Here is an 18,294-nt window from a genome sequence, read left to right on the forward strand (position 1 = left end):
GCAAGGCTTAGTAGAACGAGATGAGTTCGACGAGTTCCCCAACCCGGTCTTCCGGGTAGTTCCTGGCGACATCTGCCTGGGTGAGGATGCCGACCAGATCATGGCCGTCGATAACCGGCAGCCGGCGAACCTGGTGATCCTGCATTGTCCTGATGGCTTCTTCGATTGAGTCATCCGCTCCGACGGTCACAGGCTTGCCTTGACCAAAGTCGCCGGCTTTTGCCGTGCGCGGGTCACCACCCTCGGCGAAGCACTTGATGACGATGTCGCGGTCAGTGACCATGCCCTTAAGCCGGTTGTCCTCACCGCAGATTGGCAGGGCTCCAACGTCCAGATCCTTCATCTTCCGGGCGGCGGCCTCCAGCGTTTCGTTTTCCCCGATGCATTCAACACCGCCGGTCATGATGTCACGTACTTTGGGCATGATGCTCTCCTTATGTTGATTTCCGTTCCTCTGGTATGCCCCCTCGCCCCCGGGTCCCAGGAGGGCCAACAGGCGCATCACGGTCACGGATTAAAGGTAAGTAGGCTGAGCGTTAGTGTCCAGATCGAATCGGAAGTTGCTACTTGGGAATAGCTGGCCGGAGTTGACCCAGAACGCGAGGCGCAGCAGAACCTGATCCTGCGCCCCGGGCGCCTGTTGCTTATGTGGTCCTGAAATCGGGTACAAGCCTTAGTAAGCTCGCAGGTGGATCTGGGAGGCCAACGGAAGTGAATCTGCGCATGAGGACTGGCATGACCAAAGGACGCACGTACAACAGGGCCATAGGGTTGGTCCTGGCCGCCATGGTTGCCGGCTCTGCCACTGCGCCGGCCGCCGAGGCAGCAGACAAGCCGGTCCTGCCCGGCCCCTCGACAGCAGCGAAATCGCCGGACGCCCAGCTGTCCACCGACCAGTTCATCGTGAAGTTCAAGCCCTCCGTCGCCGGCAGCACCGCAGAACGGGAGAAGACCTACGCGAAGGTTTCCAGCGCTGCCTCCATCCGCGTCAGGGAGATCAAAGTAACGGCTACTGATGCCAGGGTGGTCAAAGCAGGCCGCAAGCTCTCCGTGGAGGAGTCCCGGCGCGTGCTGGACAGCATCGCCGCGGATGACACCGTTGCATCTGTGGAGCCCGACGTCCTCATGCATCCGTCGTTCACACCCAACGACACCTACTACTCCAAGCAGTGGGCTCTGTCCGATCCCAACGTGGGGATCCGGGTCCCGTCGGTATGGGATAAAACCACGGGGGCCGGGCAAATCGTGGCGGTGATCGACACCGGCATCACGGCGCACAGCGATCTCAACGCGAACGTCATTGCGGGCTACGACATGATCGCCGACGCGACGTCTTCGGGTGACGGCGACGGCAGGGACGCAGACGCCTCCGACCCTGGCGACTACCAGGCCCCAGGTGCCTGCGGTTCAACCTCATCCATTAACTCTTCCTGGCACGGAACCCACGTCGCAGGGATTATCGCCGCCATCGCCAATAACCTTGAGGGAGTCAGCGGAGCGGCTCCCGGCGTGAAGATCGAGCCGATACGTGCACTTGGTGACTGCGGCGGCTACCTGTCGGACGTGTCCGACGGAATCACATGGGCTTCCGGAGGAACCGTCAGCGGCGTTCCCGCCAACGCCAACCCCGCGAAAACCATCAACCTGAGCGTCGGCGGAACGTCCGCCTGCCCGTCCACCCTGCAGGCTGCCATTGACGGGGCTGTCGGCCGCGGCTCCTCTGTTTTCGTGGCTGCCGGAAACGAGAACCAGCCCGCCGCAAACAATGCACCGGCCAACTGCAACAACGTCATCACGGTCGGCGCCACCAGCCAGACCGGCGCCAGGGCCTCGTATTCAAATTTCGGCACCGCGATCGACGTCGTGGCCCCGGGAGGCGACACAGGAGCCGGGATCCTCTCCACCTACAACGCCGGAACAACCGTCCCCGGCGCAGAGGCCTACGGCTACCTGATGGGTACGTCCATGGCCTCGCCGATGGCGGCGTCGGTTGGCGCCCTGATGAAGGCAGCTGATGCCTCCCTGACACCAGCCAGGATTGAAGCGAAGCTCAAGGCAACGGCCAGGCCCCTTCCAGGACCCTGCTCAGGAGGCTGCGGCGCCGGCCTGATCGATGCCTCGGCCGCCGTCGTCTTTCCGGCCCCGCAGACGCCGATTGCCGTCAAGGCAGCGTCCCTGAATGGCGCCCTTGGGGCGGCTACCACCGGAGAGGTCTACGGGCTCAGGGACAACGGCGGGTAAAGTGCTTCGAGCACGGATGCATCCTCTACTCGCCGGCGTCCGGGGCGCATGTCTCAACCGGCGCCATCCGCGGCGTCTGGGCAGAGACCGGATTTGAGAACGGTGGCCTCGGGTACCCGGTGACCGATGAAGTCGCTGGGCTGCGGGACGGGGGCGTGTATCAGAACTATCAGGGCGGAGCCATCATCTGGTCACCGGCCACCGGAGCGCATGTCTCGGTGGGGTCCATCCGCGGCCTCTGGGCAGCCACGGGTTTCGAGAACGGCCGCCTGGGCTACCCCGTAACGAACGAGGTCGGCGGCCTCCGTGGTGGCGGCGTCTACCAGAACTATCAGGGCGGAGCCATCATCTGGTCGCCAACCACGGGAGCGCACATCTCAACAGGAGCTATTCGCGGCGAATGGGCGGCCTCCGGGTTTGAGAGCGGCCGACTGGGATACCCGGTCAGCGACGAAGTCGGAGGGCTCCGTGACGGCGGCGTCTACCAGAACTACCAGGGCGGCGCCATCATCTGGTCGCCTGCCTCAGGAGCTCACATGTCCGTCGGCGGCATACGCTCCATCTGGGCCTCCACGGGGTTCGAATCGGGACGCCTGGGCTACCCGACAAGCGACGAGTATGCCACGGGAAATGACGGGAGTGTTGCCCAGAACTACCAAGGCGGCGTCATCCACTGGAGCCCCAGCGGCTCCTACATCTCCTGACAGCATGGGGTCACATAGGCTCCTGACAATCGTGCCGAAGTTCCGCCAGTCGGCAGATGGAGCCTTGAGGTCCCCCACCAGTTCCTCGAGGTCGTCCACAACCCAGGCAGGAACACAAGGAATCGCAGCGGAATCAGGAACCGGGACTTTAGTCCCTGTCGGCCGGGACAGGGTTCCAGTTGACTGGGTCATTTGGTGCGGGCAAAGGGGCCCGCGCCACTCGGCCTCAATCACGGAGACTGCATCAGCTTATGAACCTCAAAGATCGCTGGGACAACCTTGACCACGCCACGCAGAAGTGGCTGCTCGATAATCCTGGATGCCAGGTGCTCCCCCGAACTATCACCTCGGTAATCTCCAAGGAGTGCGGAGAGGACCTTGCGATCGGGCAGCACGGCCAGGCGTTGGTTTCCCGCGAGGACCAGGATTTTATCCGTTCGAAGATGGTCAACGCACACCCCTGACGGCAGCGATCATTGGGGGAGTTCATGGTATCGGGCAGGACAACGGGATGGACCACGGCAGCGGCATCACTGATGTTGGTTGCCGGGTGCGCACAGAATGCAGGACCGGCCCAACCCGCCCCATCCACACCCCACGCCGACCGGACGCAGGCCCCCGGCAGCCCGGCGCCGGCCTCCACCGCTGCCGGCGCCGAGCAAGAGCAGACGCCGGGAGGTCTCAAGGTAAGAACCATGCCGCTGGGTGGCAGCCGGATCGACGTCGAAGCGAAGCTGCCCATCAACGGGTACTGGGCGGCCGCCGGCCAGGAGGTTACGTACGACGCTTCCTCGTCGCTGGGCATCATCGATAAGTACGAATGGGATGTGGACGGGGACGGCACCTTTGACAAGACCACGGCTGACCCCGTTCTCAAGCACACCTACACGGCCCGCTTCGAAGGGCAAATGATCCTGCGCGTCTCCAGCCCGCTCGGGAGTACTCACACCTTGAAGACTGCAGTCCGTATCGGGGGCGCCGGTCCCAACGGCATCCCCCTCGCGCCGCCATCCAATGTCAGGGCCGAGGGCAAGGTCGGCGAGCGGGCCGGCACTGTACTGTCGGCCAGCCACTAGAAGCCACAGGAGTTTGTGTCTCCCGAACTGCAGACGGGTCCGCGAAACGCTGGTTGATGCCCAATCCATTCCAGCCAGGCCCGCTTAGAGTGGGCCCATGGGAATCATCATCGGACTTCTTGTCATCTGGCTCATCCTGTCCATCGTCGGGTTCGTGGTGAAGGGCCTTATCTGGCTCGCCATTATCGGCCTGGTCCTCTTCGTCGCAACCGGCGTATGGGGCTGGCTGAAGCGCAGAACCAACGCCTGACCAACAACCGCCTGCCGAACCGGTTGTCACTGGCCCGGCAGGCGGTGACCGCTTACTGCCAAAGGACCCTGTCTTTTTCCCACATCCGGCATGACGCTTGCTCCATGAGCCTCACCGAGAAGGATGGCCGTCTCCCAGTACTGGTTCCGCCGGTGCGGCAGAATTTCGCTTTCAACCGGGCCCTGCACCCGGACCGCCCATGGATCCGCGCCATCCGGATCCTCGTGGGGTTTATCGTGCTCGCCGCCATCGTCCAGAAGACCTTCGACGCCACCCTGCCCGGCAACGACGTGGACGTTCCGCAGCTGTATTCGGAATTCACCGTGCAGGGGAATCTCGTGTTTGGGGTTGTCCTGATCATTTCTGGGGCGCGGCGGCGTACCCGGCTGCCGCTGTGGTGGGACCAGATGTTCGGCGCGCTGGTACTGTACCTGGTCATGACGGGCATCATCTACATCGTGCTTGTGGCCCCGCCGGAAGAGCCATGGTGGACCTGGGATCTGTACTGGCCGCAGATGGTCCACCACCGCCTGGCCCCGCTGGCGGCGGCCCTTGACTGGATCCTCGTCACCCGGACTACCCGCGGTCCCTGGTGGCGGCCACTTGCCTGGCTGGGCTACCCCGTGGCGTTCCTTGCCTTCTCTTGGATCCGCGGCGGGCTGGATGGGTGGTACGTCTACGACTTCCTCGACCCAACGCTCGACGGCGGCTGGGTGAGGGTGCTGGGAGCCACCGGACAGGTGCTCATCGCCTTCCTGGTGGTTTCGCTCCTGGTGCACGCGGCAGGCAACGCGCGGGTGGCGCTGGCAACCGGAAAGACTGCCCGGGCCGAAATCCCTAGAGCCAGCCCTTCTTCTTGAAGATGCCGTACATCAGGCCCCCTGCGGCCACCATGAGGACCAGCGCCAGGGGATAACCGAAGGACCAGTGGAGTTCGGGCATGTTGTCGAAGTTCATCCCGTAGATCCCGGCCACGAATGAGGGCGCGAACAGGATGGCCGCCCAGGATGAGATCTTCTTGACCTGTTCGTTCTGCTCGGCGCTGGCCTCGTTTTGCCGGTTGGCGGTCAGTGTCCCGTCCAGGGTCAGGGCGTTCTGCAGCAAATCCCGGAACGAGTCCGCCCGGGAGATCACCCGCTCAACGTGGTCTTCCACATCACGCAGGCTGTGCCGCAGTTCGCTTTCCACCTGGTACTTTTCAAAGCCGCGCTTCAACTGGTCCAGCATGTCCGGCAGGGGATGGATGGCCCGCTGGAACTGGATGACTTCCCGCGCCAGTTCGTAAATCCGCCGGGACACAGAGGAATCGCCGCTGAACAGCTGGTCCTCAATCTCGTCGATATCGTTTTCCAGCCCCGCCACCACCGGCGCGTAGTCGTCCACCACCCGGTCCAGCAGGGCATAGAGCACAGCTTCGGGTCCATGCTTGAGGAGGTCCGGCCTTCCTTCCAGCCGCTGCCGCACGCGTGCCACACCTGCGGTTTCGGCATGCCGTACCGTCACCACAAAGTTCTTTCCGGTGAAGACGTGGAGTTCGCCGAATTCCACGGTTTCATTTGCATCCACGTAGCGCGCCGGCCGCAGGACGGTGAACAGGTTGTGGTCGTAACGCTCCAGTTTGGGCCTCTGGTGGGCCGAAACGGCATCCTCCACGGCAAGGGCGTGGAGCCCGAACTCGCTGGCCACCGCAGCCATTTCCTCCGCGGTGGGCCGGTAAAGACCAATCCACGCCATACCCCCGTGCCGGGACAGGGTCTCAAAGGTCTGCTCAAGACTGTCAGGCTCCGCGTGACGGACGCCGTTGACGTAGACGGCGTTATCGATGATGGTCATTCAGGAAATCCTAGCCGCCGGAGCTGCCGCACTGCTGAGGCCGCTGATCAGCGGCTCGGTGCGGTACGGGATGTGGGTGTGCAGGGCCAGAACGGTCTCGGTGCGGATGACGCCCTTGATCCTCAGGACCTGCCGCAGGGACGACTGGAGGTTGTGGGTGTCCGTGGCCACCACCCGGCACCAGACATCGCCGCGGCCGGAGATTTCATGGACTTCAAGGACCTGCGGGATGAGCCGCAGCGCTGCCACGACGCCGTCGAGTTCCCGGTGCGAGACCTCAATGGTCACGAAAGCCACCACGTCGTAGCCCACGGCCTCCAGGTCAACCTCGCGGCCGCCGGGACGCAGCACCCCGGTGCGCAGCAGCCGGCGCACCCGCGACTGGGCCGTATTGCGGGCAATGCCAAGGGACTCGCTGAGCTCGCCGATCTGGATCCGCGGATCCCGGATCAAGGCCAGGAGGATCTTCAGGTCCGTGGGGTCCAACTTGTTCAAGATCGTCACTCTCCATCACTCTGACATCCATAACTTGATAATTTTGCTCAATTATCCCTTCAAACCCGGCGATAAGTAGCAGCTGTGCCGCACTGTTGAACCATCACAGTTATATCCGCGCCGGGCTCCCACAAGGACCACCTGCCGCGGCGACCCTAAGGCGGCACAATGACGGTCTTCAGCGAACTGCGCATGCGCCCGGCAGCGGCCACTGCCGGGTGGAATGCCACCACAACGGCCAGGCTGGTGATTTCGGGGGCGGTCATCTTCATGCTCCTGGTAGGCGCCAACCTTGCCACGCCGCTGTACCCCCTGCTGCAGGCCAACCTGGGCCTGTCCAGCCTCGGGATAACCGCGGCGTTCGCCAGCTATGTCCTGGCATTGGTGGGGACGCTGCTGCTGGCCGGGCACTGGTCGGACCATATCGGCCGCCGCGCCGCCCTCCTGGTCGCCGTCCTCGCCGGACTCGCAGGTGGCTGGATCTTCGCCGAAGCGGACACCCTGGCCGCCCTCTGCGCCGGACGGGCACTGCAGGGAACCGCTGTTGCGCTTGCCACCGGCGCCAGCGCGGCTGCCCTGCGCGAACTGCTCCCCTCCCGGCCGGAGTGGGCATCACGCTTTACGCTGCTGGCGTCCTCCGGGGGAGTGGCGGCCGGCCCGGTCATCGGCGGGCTGCTCTCGCTGCTTCCCGGTGCCACCACCGCCCCGTACGTCGTCCACTCGCTTCTCCTAGCCGCACTCCTGGTCCCGCTCTACCTTATCCGCGCACGCCCGGCCATCATGGTGCCGGCAGCGTCCCGGCCGCTGCACGCCCTGGCTCCGCGCCGCCCTTCCGTATCCCGCCAGGCGAGAGGTGCTTTCTGGCTGGCGTCCGGCGTCGGCTTCCTGAGCTTTGCCGTGTTTGGCTTCTCGCTCTCGCTGGCTCCGGGCTACTTCGCGCAGGTCCTGGGCACGGATTCGCGGCCGCTGATTGGGGTGCTGGCGGGCCTGCCGCTGGGGGCGTCGGCACTGAGCCAGCTGGTGACCCTTCGGGGCCGCCTGGCCGTTCCCGCCGGGCTGGCTGTCCTGGGCGTCTCCGTCATGCTGCTGGGTGCCGCCGGCGCGTGGCACAGCCCAGCGCTGTTAGTTGCCGCTGCCGTGGCCGCCGGCCTGGGGCAGGGCATAGCGTTCCGGACCGTCTTCAACGATGTGGCAGCCAGGGTGGAGCCGGCCCGCCACGCGCAGATCATCAGCACCGTCTACGTCATTACCTACCTGGGCAGCGCGGTGCCGGTCCTGGGCCTGGGCTGGGCCAGCGCCGTGTTCGGCATGGCAGCGGCCGTCCAGGGCTTCGTCCTGCTCTGCGGGGCGGCGGCACTCGCCCTGTCCGCTGCAACCCTTGCCGCCACCTTCACCCGGCAGGCAAAGGAGCCGGCCAGGGCCTGATGCAGGCGCCCGTCCCGCGGCGGGGTCAGTCCGGAAGCGGGCCGTGGTTGCCCTGGATGTGTTCAAAAACCAGCGTTGTTTCCGTGTGCCCCACCACGGGGTCGGTAGCCAGATTGTCAAGGACCCAGTCCCGCAGGTCTTCGGTGCTTCCGACGGCAATGTGCAGCAGGTAGTCCACGGAACCTGAGGTGTGGAAGGTGGACAGCACGGCGGGCAGGTGCGGCACCCTGGCAGTGAAGCGGTCGATCTGGTCCCGGTCATGGGCACGGAGCCGTACGGCCACCAGAGCCTGCACCGACCTGCCGATGGCCGACAAGCTCAGCTTTGCCTCATAGCCTTGAACAATGCCGCGCTCGGACAGGGCCCGGGTGCGCATCAAAGCGGTGGACGGCGCAATCCCCACCATCTCGGCGAGCTGCTTGTTGGAGATCCGGGCGTCTGCCACGAGGGCCGCCAGGAGGCGCTCGTCAATGGCATCCAGCGGCTCCAGGTGCGCTCCGGGCCTGGTGTTCCTGGCATTCGTACTCACTGCGGTTCCTTCCACACGGTCCTTCGTTCATCCTAGACCGCGGTATGTCCGCCAACGGCACCACAGGCCCGCGTCCTGCCGAACATCCACACCATGCCACCTGCAGCTGAAGCCGCTTAATTCGGGGTGCAGGGCATCAGGCAGCGGCAGTTTCCGGACGGGGATGCACGACGGCGACAGTTGCGGCCGTGACGCACGCCAGGACAATCACGGCCCCGGCGAGGGCGTTCCAGCCCCAGGCCTGGAAGACCAGGCCGCCTGCCCAGCCCAGGAGGCTGGAGCCCAGGTAGTAGGCCAGGTTGTACAGCGATGCCGCCTGGGCACGGCCGGTGCTGGCAATGGCTCCCGTCCAGCCGGACCCGATGCTGTGGGCGGCGAAGAAGCCGCCGGTGAACACCACCAGGCCGGTGAGGATCAGCACCAGTGAGGAGGTGAGGGTCAGGGCGAGTCCGCCGGCGGCGACGGCCAGTCCACCCAGCAGTACGTTCCGGCGTCCGTACTTGGAAGTCATCCCCGCTGCCCAGCGGGAGGAGAAGGTGCCGGACAGATAGGCCAGGAAGATCAGGCTGATCACCGTAGCGGGCAGCCCGAACGGGGCACCGGAGAGCCGGAAGCCCAGATAGTTGTAGACGGCCACGAATCCGCCCATCATCAGGAAGGCCTGGGTGTACAGGGCCAGCAGCCGGATGTTCCGGAGGTGTCCTCCGAGCGTCCGGATGGCGCCGCGGAAGCCGGCGCGGGCCGGGACGAATCCCCGGGCCCTCGGCACGAGGACCAGGAAGGCGACGGCGGCAAGGGTGGCCAGCAGGGAAACGGCCAGGGCTGCCGACCGCCAGCCCCAGAGCTCGCCGGCGGGGCCGGCCACGAGCCGTCCGGACAGTCCTCCCAACGTGGTGCCGGCAACATAGCTTCCCGCTGCAAGCGCGGCGTGGGCTTTGCTGACTTCCTCGTTGAGGTAGGCAATGGCGATGGCGGGGATGCCGCCCAGTGCCATGCCCTCCAGCAACCGCAGCACCAGCAGCATGCCGAAGTTGGCGGACAGCGGCACCAGCAGTCCCAGGACGGTGGCTGCCGAGATGCCCCACATCATCGCCTTCACCCGCCCGATCCTGTCCGCCAGGAAGGACCAGGGAATGACGGTGGCTGCCAGCCCGACCGTGGCCAGGGAGATGGTAAGGGCAGCCTCGGCGGCGGTGACCTGGAGATCGGTCGCCAGGAGGGGCAGGACCGCCTGCGTGGAGTAGAGCTGCGCAAACGTGGCCACGCCGGCACAGGACAGGCCGGCCAGGATCCGCCCATAAGCCCGGGACCCTTTGGGATGGCCGTTCCAGGCGGGGGAAGCCTGGGTGCCGGAGCTCGCGTTCTGTGGCATCAAGCCAGCGTAGCCCTCATGCAATGGATGCCTCCAATGCATGTTTCGTGCAACACTGATAGCAATAACGGAACAGTCTTCCGGTAGCGGAGGCGTCCGGTGGTGAGGCAGGGGAGAGGACATGGAACCGGACCGCAAGCAGTTGGTGCAGCTGCTGCCCCTCATGCCTGTACTCGCCGAACTGGGCCGGACTGAACACGTGACGGAGACCGCGGAACTCCTCGGAGTACCCCAATCAACCGTTAGCAGGGCAGTGGCCAGGGCCAGCGCCGCCGTCGGCACCGAACTCCTGGTCCGGGACGGCCGCGGCGTCCGCCTGACGCCCGCAGCCCGCACGCTGTTGCCCTACATCGAGCAGGCGCTCGCGGAGTTCCAGGCCGGCCTGGACCTGGTTCGGAATGAGTCACAGGTGGTCAGGGGCACTGTGTCTGTGTCTTTCCAGCACACCTTCGGCGAAGCAACCCTGCCGCTGCTGATCAGCGCCTTCCGTGCCCGGCACCCCGGGGCCGGCTTCCGGCTCAGCCAGGGTGCCCGGAGCGCGTGCCTTGACGAGCTGTCGTCGGGGGAAGCGGACCTGGCCCTCACCGCTCCCGTGGCGCCGGCAGGCAAAAACCTCGATTCCGCGCCGCTGTACCGCGAGCCGCTCCGGCTGGTGGTGCATCACGCGCACCCCCTGGCCCGGCAGCGCAGTGCGCGGCTGGCCGATATCAGGACGGAACCGTTCGTCGCGCTGGGCCCCGGATACGGATTGCGTTCGCTGACCGATGCGCTGTTCCGGGAAGCAGGCTACCGGCCACGGATCGCGTTCGAAAGCCAGGACTCGCACACCGTCCGCGGGCTGGTCTCGGCCGGCCTCGGTGTCAGCATCCTGCCGCCTGGCGGGGATGCCCCCGGCAGGACGCTGCGCCCGGAGACAGGAGACCTGGGCTGGGTGGAAGTACCGCTGGACTCCGCGCTCGCCTTCCGGGAAGTCGGAGTCAGCTGGCGGCGCCGCAAACCCGACACCGAACCCGTTCCGGCCAGGCTCTTCCGCGAACTGGTGGTTGCCGAAGGGCCCGGGTTGCTGGCCGGGCTGGTGACCAGGGCCGGCCGCTGAACGGACCATACCCCGCGACGGCCGGCAAGGGTGCGGCTGTCACGAAGGGTATGCGGCGCGCCCCCGAGCCACGCCGCAAGTACCCTTGTGACGTGACGAACACCCAGAACCCCTCAACCCCTCCTGTTCAGCACGTCGCGGGCGCGCCGGGCACTCCACTGCACGGCACCACGATCGGGCTGGACATCGGCGGCACCAAGACGCACGGCGTCCGCTTTGAGAACGGAATCGCCGTCGCTGACGATTCTGCGGGGAGCTCCAACGTCCAGAACGTCAGCCGCGACCAGGCAGCACGCAACCTGGCGGAGCTTTTCGGCAGGATCGGCGGCGGGCGCGTGGACCGGGTCTATGCGGGCTCCGGCGGCATCGACACGGACGACGACGCCGCCGCCCTGGCTGCCCTGATCCAGCCACTGGCACCGGAGGCCCGCATCACCGTTGTCCACGACTCCCGCCTGCTGCTGGCCGCGGGACGTGCCAACACAGGAGTGGCCGTCATTGCCGGTACCGGCTCGGCCGCCTGGGGACGCAATGCCGACGGCGGCGAGGCCAGGGCAGGCGGATGGGGATACCTGCTGGGGGATGAAGGCAGCGGATATTGGCTGGGCAGGGAAGCGGTACGGCACAGCCTGCGGAGGATGAACCAGGGCCTGCCGATTGACCAGCTCACTGCATCCCTCCTGGCATCCTGCGGGCTTGACCACCCCAACAAACTCATTGCGCTGTTCCACTCCCCGGACACGGGACGGCGCTTCTGGGCGCAGCAGGCCCGGCACGTTGTGGAAGCGGCCTCTGCCGGTCACCGCGACAGTACGGACCTGCTGGACCAGGCCGGCCGGGACCTTGCTGCGCTGGCCGGGCAGGTGCTGGGCCAACTGAAGATCCAGGGCCCCGTGATCCTGGGCGGCGGGCTGGGCATGAACGTGGCACCGCTGCAGGAGTCCTTCCGCCGGAACCTCGAAGCAGACGGCATCAGGGACGTACGGGTCCTGGACCAGGAACCCGTGTTCGGTGTCCTGCAGCTCCTGGCAGAGCCGGCCTGACGGCAGCAGGCGATTGGCCACGGCTTCCGGTGGCGGGTTGGCCGGCCGATCCATAGCCGGTTGTCCGGCAGCCCGGCCGGAAGACAACCAGCTTAGTCCACAGCCCGTTTTCGCGGGGTCAACCGGACGCCAGGGAGCGGGGGAGCGGGAATACGGCCGGCCTCCGCCCCGGCATCCGGACCGTGGCCGGGCACCAGGCCGTAACGGGCGGCGGCCGTTTCGGCATCCGGCAGCCCGGCCTGCGCTTCCCAATCCTCCCGTGCCTGTTCCACTTCGTCATGGGTGCGGCCCACGAAGTTCCACCACATGAGCAGTTCCTCACCGAACGGCTCACCGCCAATCAGCAGGAATCGCGTGCCGGGGCGGGCCTCCATCCGGAGTTCGCTGCGGCCGGTGCCCAAGTAGCCCAGCGGACCCGCCGGCAGGTCCTGCCCGTCCACCGCCAGGCCGCCGTCGAGCACCAGGATGCCATGCTCAAAGCCGGGGTTCAGCGGCAGCACTGCATCCCCTTCACAGGAAACGTCCGCGCCAACAATTGGCGAAAACATTGTTGCGGGAGACGCCACGCCTGCAAGTTCCCCCACCATGACGGTAGCCGTGAAGCCGTGGCCGGCGGCGCGCGGCAGCTCCCGGTGCTGTTCAAATGCCGGTTCACGGTGCCGGTCCCCGTCGGGAAGGGCAACCCAGAGCTGCAGGCCCCGCTGCAGCGGCAGCTCCCCGCCGCCGGGAAGCACCGCGAACTCTGAGTGCGACACGCCGTGCCCTGCAGTCATGATGTTCAGCTCCCCGGGACGCACCACCACGTCGCTGCCTACGCTGTCCCGGTGCCGGATGTGCCCCGCAAGCGGCCACGTCACCGTCTGCAGCCCGATATGGGGATGGGGGAGGACGGACATGGCGGTCCGGTCCGGTCCAAAACTGTCCAGGAAGCACCATGCCCCGATCGTGGGCAGTCCGCGCTGGGGCAGGGTGCGCTTGACGTTCATGGCGCGGACCCCGCCCAAGGGCACCTCGCGTTCCGGCCACAGCTGGAGGCAGGGGCCCGCCGTCCCTCCGGAAGGGGCGGGCGGGCAAACTTCCTGCTGGGGTGAAACTTCCAAGTTGGTCACGGCTCCACTTTAGGCCTGCCCGGCTTTGGCTACCCATCCGCACGCATATGGGTACCGAATGGTCACAGTAGGGATTCCTTTGCGGGGATTAGGGCTTCACCTGCTGAAGCCTGCCCCCGTTTGGGCTAGCGTAACTATCAGCGTGCTGATGGCAAGGTCACGGTGCTGTCAACAGCCCGTCCAAGAGAACAGGTAAGTCCGCACCATGGACCAGGCGATGATCGAGTTCCAGAGCGTCACCAAGCAGTACCCGGGTGGCCAGCCCGCGGTGGACGGGCTCACCATGTCCATCGCAAAAGGCGCCGTCACAGTCTTCGTGGGCCCCTCCGGCTGCGGTAAAACAACGTCCCTAAGGATGATCAACCGCATGGTGGAACCCACCTCCGGAACCATCACCGTGGACGGCCGGGATGTCACCACGGTACCGGCGGCGGAACTGCGCCGGTCCATGGGGTACGTGATGCAGTCGGCGGGACTGCTGCCGCACCGCTCCGTCCTGGACAACATCGCCACCGTTCCGCGGCTGAACGGGGTCTCCAAAGCCGACGCCCGCAGGAGGGCGGAAGAGCTCCTGGACGTGGTGGGCCTGGCGCATTCCCTGGGCAGGCGGTACCCGTCCCAGCTCTCGGGCGGCCAGCAGCAGCGCGTTGGCGTGGCACGCGCGCTCGCCGCCGACCCGCCCGTCCTGCTCATGGATGAGCCCTTCAGTGCGGTGGACCCGGTTGTCCGCGACGAACTCCAGCAGGAACTGCTGCGCCTGCAGAAGGACCTGGCCAAGACCATTGTGTTCGTGACCCACGACATCGACGAGGCCACCATCCTCGGCGACAAGGTGGCTGTCTTCGCCACTGGCGGCAAGCTCGCCCAATATGCCACCCCGGAGGAAATCCTGCGGGCACCGGCCAACAATTTCGTTGCGTCCTTCGTAGGACGGGACCGTGGCTTCCGCCACCTGGGCTTCACCCCTTCCGACGGCGTGGCCATCCATCCCGTGCCAACCATTGTCCGCTCGCCATCAGGTTATGAGTCGGATTCCGGCGCTGCAGGTGACTGGCAGCTGGTGGTGGACGCTGACAAGCACCCCCTGGGATGGTCCGCGCCGGGCACCGAGACCGAACTCGTTCCGGGCGGGTCGCTGTTCCGTCCCGGGGAGAGCCTGCGGCGGGCCTTGGACGCGGCCCTGTCCTCGCCGTCGGGCCTTGGTGTTGCCGTGGATTCCGACGGCAGGGTCCTGGGCGTGGTCCGCGGCGGTGAGGTCCTGGCGCTGATCGAAGAAGCGCGCCAGGTGCGGCAGGCTGCCCTCTGATGGAATGGTTCCTGGCCAACACCGGCATGATCCTGGAGCGTGGCGGCCAGCACTTGGTGCTGGCACTCATTCCCATGGTCCTGGGCCTGCTGATTTCCATCCCGCTGGCGCAGTTGGCACGGAAGAACAGGGCCCTCCGCTCCCTGGTGCTGACGGCCTCCTCGCTCCTTTACACCATTCCCTCGCTGGCCCTGTTCATCATCCTGCCCACCATCCTGGGCACCCGGATCCTGGATCCCCTCAACGTGGTGGTGGCACTGACCATTTACGCGGTGGCACTGCTGGTCCGGGCCGCCCTGGATGCCTTCGATTCCGTCGACGCGGACGTCAGCCAGGCCGCCCAGGCCATGGGGTTCAAGCCTCTTGCCCGGTTCCTTCAGGTTGACCTGCCACTGTCCCTGCCGGTCATGTTCGCCGGACTGCGCGTGGTGTCCGTCAGCAACATCTCGCTGGTCAGCGTTGCGGCCCTGCTGGGTGTCGGCAACCTGGGAATGCTCTTCACCGATGGACTCCAGCGTGACTTCGTCACCGAGGTGGTGGTGGGGATCGTCGCCATCCTGGTCCTCGCGCTGGTGATGGATGCTGTCCTCGTCCTGCTGGAACGCATCCTCACCCCGTGGGAGCGGGCAGGAACGCGGCGGGACCGCGGGCATGGGGACACCGGTGGGCCGGCCGCTGCGAATCGGGCGACCACCATGGCAGGAGAAACAGCGTGAGCAACGTCTTCTCCGATACTTTCGCGTGGCTCGCCGACCCGCTGCACTGGTCCGGAAGCATGGGCATCCCCACCCGGCTGGGGGAGCATCTGCAGTACACCGGACTCGTGATGCTGATCGCCACTGCCATCGCCGTCCCGGTGGGGCTGTTTGTGGGACATACCGGCAGGGGCCGGGTGGCCGTCGTCGCGCTGGCCGGAGCCCTGCGCGCCCTGCCCACCCTTGGCCTGCTCATCCTGTTCGTGCTGCTGGCCGGCATCGGGCTGATGCCGCCCATCTGGGCGCTGGTGATCCTTACCGTGCCCCCGCTGCTGGCCGGAACGTACGCCGGCATCTCCAGTGTGGACCGGAACGTGGTGGACGCGGCCCGGGCCATGGGGATGACTGAACTGCAGGTCCTGTTCCGGGCCGAGCTGCCCAACGCACTCACCGTCATGTTCGGCGGGTTCCGGACCGGCGTGCTGCAGGTGATCGCCACCGTCTCCGTCGTCGCCTACATCAATCTCGGCGGCCTGGGCCGCTATCTCTTCGACGGCCTTGTCCTGAGCGACTTCCCCCAAATGCTGGGAGGTTCCCTCCTCATCGCGGTGCTGGCCATCGCCGTCGACCTCGTCCTGTCCCTGTTCCAGAGGCTGTTCCTGACCCAGGGCGCCTTGAAGTTGTCCTACCACAGCCAGGAGGCTGCGGTTGATCTCACAGACCCCGTTGTTGCGGAGACTGTTGTACAAGGAGGTAAGTCATGAAAGATAGCCGTCCCCAGCGCCTTGGCAGGCGGGCGTTCAGCGGCCTGGCCGCCGGACTTGGCCTGGCCATCACCCTGTCCGCCTGCGGTGGTTCGTCCGACCCGCTGAGCAACTCGCCCGCTGCCACTGGCGGCGCATCGGGCGGAGCAACCTCGCTTGTGGTGGGTTCCGCCGACTTCCCGGAGAGCCAGATCATCGCCGAGCTGTACGCCGGTGCCTTGAACGCCAATGGCATCACCGCCACCACCAAACCGAACATCGGCTCCCGTGAGGTTTACTTCAAGGCGGTCCAGGACGGGTCCGTTGACGTGGTGCCCGATTACAGCGGCAACCTGCTCCTTTATGTAGACAAGGAAGCCAAGGAAGTTTCCGCCGGCGATATCGCCAAGGTGCTGCCCGGCAAACTGCCGGACAGCCTGGGCGTCCTGGACGTGTCCAAGGCCGAGGACAAGGACGCCATGGTGGTCACCAAGGCAACCGCCGAGAAGTACCAGTTGAAGTCCATCGCGGACCTCGCCAAGGTCTGCAGCGAGATCGTGGTGGGGGCCCCGGCCACGTTCGCCGAGCGCGCCTACGGCCTGCCCGGACTGAAGAAGAACTACAACTGCGTCCCCAAGAAGCTGGAGCCCTTCAGTGACGGTGGCGGCCCGGTGACGCTCAAGGCGCTGCTGGAGGACCAGGTGCAGGTGGCCGATATCTACACCACCACACCGTCCATCGCTGACAACGACCTCGTGGTGCTGGAGGACCCGAAGAACAACTTCATCGCCCAGCAGGTCCTCCCGCTGTACAACAAGGCGAAGATGACGGACAAGGCCAAGCAGGCGCTGAACTCCGTGTCCAGCACGCTGACCACCGATGACCTGATCAACCTCAACCGAGCTGTCAGCGGCAGCCAGAAGCAGGACGCCAAGGCGGCGGCAACCGCTTGGCTGAAGGACAAGGGCATCGTCAAGTAGGACGTTCCCTGCCCGCGCGGGCAGGGAACACATTGGTGATGACGACGGCGGCTGCCGGACCTGCAAAGGCCCGGCAGCCGCCGTCGTCCATGTGGCAGACGTCTCAACGGCCGTCCATCCTTCCTGTGGCATATTTGAGGGATGGCAGAATTCAGGCAGTCCACGAAGCTCAACAACGTCCTCTATGACATCCGTGGACCCATCCTGCAGGCCGCCCAGCAGATGGAGGCGGAGGGCCACCGGATCCTCAAACTGAACATCGGAAACCCCGCCCCGTTTGGCTTCGAAGCGCCGGACGCCATCCTGGTGGACATGATCCGGCACCTGCCGCACGCCCAGGGCTACAGCGATTCCCGCGGCATCTTCTCCGCGCGCACCGCCGTCTCGCAGTACTACCAGACCCGCGGCATCCAGAACATCCACGTCGATGACATCTACCTGGGCAACGGCGTCAGCGAGCTCATCACCATGTCCCTCATGGCCCTTCTGGACGACGGCGACGAGGTCCTCATTCCCACCCCGGACTACCCGTTGTGGACGGCGTCGGTGGCGCTGGCCAGCGGCAAGCCGGTGCATTACCTCTGCGACGAGGAATCCGGCTGGCAGCCCGACCTCGATGACCTGGAAGCAAAGATCACGCCCCGCACCAAGGGCATCGTGGTCATCAACCCGAACAACCCCACAGGCGCCGTCTACCCTGAAGAGACGCTGAAACGCATTGTTGCCTTGGCCGAAAAGCACGGCCTGGTGATCTTCGCCGACGAAATCTACGAAAAAATCCTGTACGAGGACGCCGTACTTGTGAATCTCGCCAAGCTGACCGGCGACGACGTCCTGTGCCTGACCTTCAGCGGGCTGTCCAAGGCGTACCGCGTCTGCGGTTACCGGGCAGGATGGATGGCCATTTCCGGGCCCAAGAAGGACGCTGCGGACTACCTGGAGGGCATCAACCTTCTCGCCAACATGCGCCTGTGCGCCAACGTCCCGGCCCAGCACGCCATCCAGACGGCGCTGGGTGGTTACCAGAGCATCAACGACCTGATCCTCCCCGGCGGCCGGCTCCTTGAGCAGCGCAACAAGGCGTACGACATGCTGAACGCCATTCCCGGCGTCAGCACCCAGCAGGCCAGGGGAGCCCTGTACCTTTTTCCCAGGCTTGACCCGGAGGTCTACCACATCCGGGACGACGAAAAATTTGTCCTCGACCTCCTCAGGGAACAGAAGATCCTGGTCTCGCACGGCCGTGCCTTCAACTGGGTGCGTCCGGACCACTTCCGCATGGTAACGCTGCCCAACGTCAAGGACATTGAAGAGGCCATCGGCCGAATGGGGGACTTCCTAAGCAGGTACCAGGGGAACTAGCCTGTGCTCACGGGCCCGCCGGTCCGTTGCAACCT

General features: G+C 65.8%; 20 protein-coding genes. 14 read left to right on the forward strand and 6 right to left on the reverse strand.

Annotated elements, in window-relative coordinates:
• Positions 1 to 7 precede the first annotated feature (7 nt).
• On the reverse strand, positions 8 to 424 hold the full coding sequence (locus QFZ60_RS05725) for a CBS domain-containing protein (RefSeq protein ID WP_307088911.1): 417 nt from the start codon (positions 422 to 424) through the stop codon (positions 8 to 10).
• A 311-nt stretch (positions 425 to 735) separates the two neighbouring features.
• Here QFZ60_RS05725 and QFZ60_RS05730 point away from each other — a divergent pair, with 311 nt between their 5' ends.
• The 6 genes from QFZ60_RS05730 to QFZ60_RS05755 all read left to right on the forward strand — a co-directional run bounded on the left by QFZ60_RS05730 (position 736) and on the right by QFZ60_RS05755 (position 5,131).
• The gene (locus tag QFZ60_RS05730) at positions 736 to 2,241 is read left to right on the forward strand and encodes a S8 family peptidase (RefSeq protein WP_307088913.1); all 1,506 of its coding nucleotides are present in this window, start codon (positions 736 to 738) and stop codon (positions 2,239 to 2,241) included.
• 155 nt (positions 2,242 to 2,396) lie between these two features.
• Positions 2,397 to 2,945, forward strand: coding sequence for an LGFP repeat-containing protein (locus tag QFZ60_RS05735; RefSeq protein ID WP_307088915.1), 549 nt, complete (start codon positions 2,397 to 2,399; stop codon positions 2,943 to 2,945).
• A 251-nt stretch (positions 2,946 to 3,196) separates the two neighbouring features.
• Positions 3,197 to 3,409 (forward strand): hypothetical protein, encoded by a 213-nt coding sequence (locus QFZ60_RS05740; protein WP_307088917.1) that lies wholly within the window; start codon positions 3,197 to 3,199, stop codon positions 3,407 to 3,409.
• Positions 3,410 to 3,640: 231 nt separating this feature from the next.
• On the forward strand, positions 3,641 to 4,021 hold the full coding sequence (locus tag QFZ60_RS05745) for a hypothetical protein (protein WP_307088919.1): 381 nt from the start codon (positions 3,641 to 3,643) through the stop codon (positions 4,019 to 4,021).
• Positions 4,022 to 4,118: 97 nt separating this feature from the next.
• Complete coding sequence (locus QFZ60_RS05750) at positions 4,119 to 4,271, forward strand: LPXTG cell wall anchor domain-containing protein (protein ID WP_110541234.1); 153 nt, start codon at positions 4,119 to 4,121, stop codon at positions 4,269 to 4,271.
• A 104-nt stretch (positions 4,272 to 4,375) separates the two neighbouring features.
• Positions 4,376 to 5,131: a Pr6Pr family membrane protein gene (locus QFZ60_RS05755; RefSeq protein WP_307088922.1), complete on the forward strand. Its 756-nt coding sequence runs from the start codon at positions 4,376 to 4,378 to the stop codon at positions 5,129 to 5,131.
• On the opposite strand, the gene corA is transcribed toward QFZ60_RS05755, so the two are convergent.
• Both corA and QFZ60_RS05765 read right to left on the reverse strand, forming a co-directional pair.
• Positions 5,109 to 6,104 (reverse strand): magnesium/cobalt transporter CorA, encoded by a 996-nt coding sequence (corA, locus tag QFZ60_RS05760; protein ID WP_307088923.1) that lies wholly within the window; start codon positions 6,102 to 6,104, stop codon positions 5,109 to 5,111. The two genes, QFZ60_RS05755 and corA, sit on opposite strands and share 23 nt — an antisense overlap.
• Complete coding sequence (locus tag QFZ60_RS05765) at positions 6,105 to 6,599, reverse strand: Lrp/AsnC family transcriptional regulator (protein WP_307088925.1); 495 nt, start codon at positions 6,597 to 6,599, stop codon at positions 6,105 to 6,107.
• Positions 6,600 to 6,767: 168 nt separating this feature from the next.
• On the opposite strand from QFZ60_RS05765, the gene QFZ60_RS05770 reads away from it, so the two are divergent.
• Positions 6,768 to 8,024, forward strand: a complete 1,257-nt coding sequence (locus QFZ60_RS05770; protein ID WP_307088927.1) for an MFS transporter — start codon at positions 6,768 to 6,770, stop codon at positions 8,022 to 8,024.
• Positions 8,025 to 8,049: 25 nt separating this feature from the next.
• On the opposite strand, the gene QFZ60_RS05775 is transcribed toward QFZ60_RS05770, so the two are convergent.
• Both QFZ60_RS05775 and QFZ60_RS05780 read right to left on the reverse strand, forming a co-directional pair.
• Positions 8,050 to 8,553, reverse strand: a complete 504-nt coding sequence (locus QFZ60_RS05775) for an Lrp/AsnC family transcriptional regulator (protein WP_026265760.1) — start codon at positions 8,551 to 8,553, stop codon at positions 8,050 to 8,052.
• A gap of 136 nt (positions 8,554 to 8,689) precedes the next feature.
• Entirely contained in the window at positions 8,690 to 9,925 is a 1,236-nt protein-coding gene (locus QFZ60_RS05780; RefSeq protein ID WP_307088929.1) for an MFS transporter, read from the reverse strand.
• A 121-nt stretch (positions 9,926 to 10,046) separates the two neighbouring features.
• On the opposite strand from QFZ60_RS05780, the gene QFZ60_RS05785 reads away from it, so the two are divergent.
• Complete coding sequence (locus QFZ60_RS05785) at positions 10,047 to 11,021, forward strand: LysR family transcriptional regulator (protein ID WP_307088932.1); 975 nt, start codon at positions 10,047 to 10,049, stop codon at positions 11,019 to 11,021.
• A 92-nt stretch (positions 11,022 to 11,113) separates the two neighbouring features.
• Positions 11,114 to 12,064, forward strand: coding sequence for an N-acetylglucosamine kinase (locus tag QFZ60_RS05790; RefSeq protein WP_307088934.1), 951 nt, complete (start codon positions 11,114 to 11,116; stop codon positions 12,062 to 12,064).
• A 92-nt stretch (positions 12,065 to 12,156) separates the two neighbouring features.
• On the opposite strand, the gene QFZ60_RS05795 is transcribed toward QFZ60_RS05790, so the two are convergent.
• Complete coding sequence (locus tag QFZ60_RS05795) at positions 12,157 to 13,173, reverse strand: pirin family protein (protein WP_307088937.1); 1,017 nt, start codon at positions 13,171 to 13,173, stop codon at positions 12,157 to 12,159.
• A gap of 205 nt (positions 13,174 to 13,378) precedes the next feature.
• Here QFZ60_RS05795 and QFZ60_RS05800 point away from each other — a divergent pair, with 205 nt between their 5' ends.
• From QFZ60_RS05800 to QFZ60_RS05820, 5 genes are all read left to right on the forward strand, one after another.
• Complete coding sequence (locus tag QFZ60_RS05800) at positions 13,379 to 14,479, forward strand: ABC transporter ATP-binding protein (RefSeq protein ID WP_307088939.1); 1,101 nt, start codon at positions 13,379 to 13,381, stop codon at positions 14,477 to 14,479.
• Positions 14,479 to 15,195, forward strand: coding sequence for an ABC transporter permease (locus QFZ60_RS05805; protein WP_142117111.1), 717 nt, complete (start codon positions 14,479 to 14,481; stop codon positions 15,193 to 15,195). The genes QFZ60_RS05800 and QFZ60_RS05805 overlap by 1 nt, the downstream gene beginning before the upstream one ends.
• A complete protein-coding gene (locus QFZ60_RS05810) occupies positions 15,192 to 15,938 on the forward strand; it encodes an ABC transporter permease (protein WP_307088941.1) in 747 nt (248 codons plus the stop codon). The genes QFZ60_RS05805 and QFZ60_RS05810 overlap by 4 nt, the downstream gene beginning before the upstream one ends.
• A complete protein-coding gene (locus QFZ60_RS05815; protein ID WP_307088943.1) occupies positions 15,935 to 16,897 on the forward strand; it encodes an ABC transporter substrate-binding protein in 963 nt (320 codons plus the stop codon). The genes QFZ60_RS05810 and QFZ60_RS05815 overlap by 4 nt, the downstream gene beginning before the upstream one ends.
• A 141-nt stretch (positions 16,898 to 17,038) precedes the next feature.
• Positions 17,039 to 18,259, forward strand: coding sequence for a pyridoxal phosphate-dependent aminotransferase (locus tag QFZ60_RS05820; RefSeq protein ID WP_142117108.1), 1,221 nt, complete (start codon positions 17,039 to 17,041; stop codon positions 18,257 to 18,259).
• Positions 18,260 to 18,294: the final 35 nt, after the last annotated feature.

This window comes from Arthrobacter sp. B2I5 (assembly GCF_030816735.1).
In the GTDB taxonomy this organism is placed as follows: domain Bacteria; phylum Actinomycetota; class Actinomycetes; order Actinomycetales; family Micrococcaceae; genus Arthrobacter.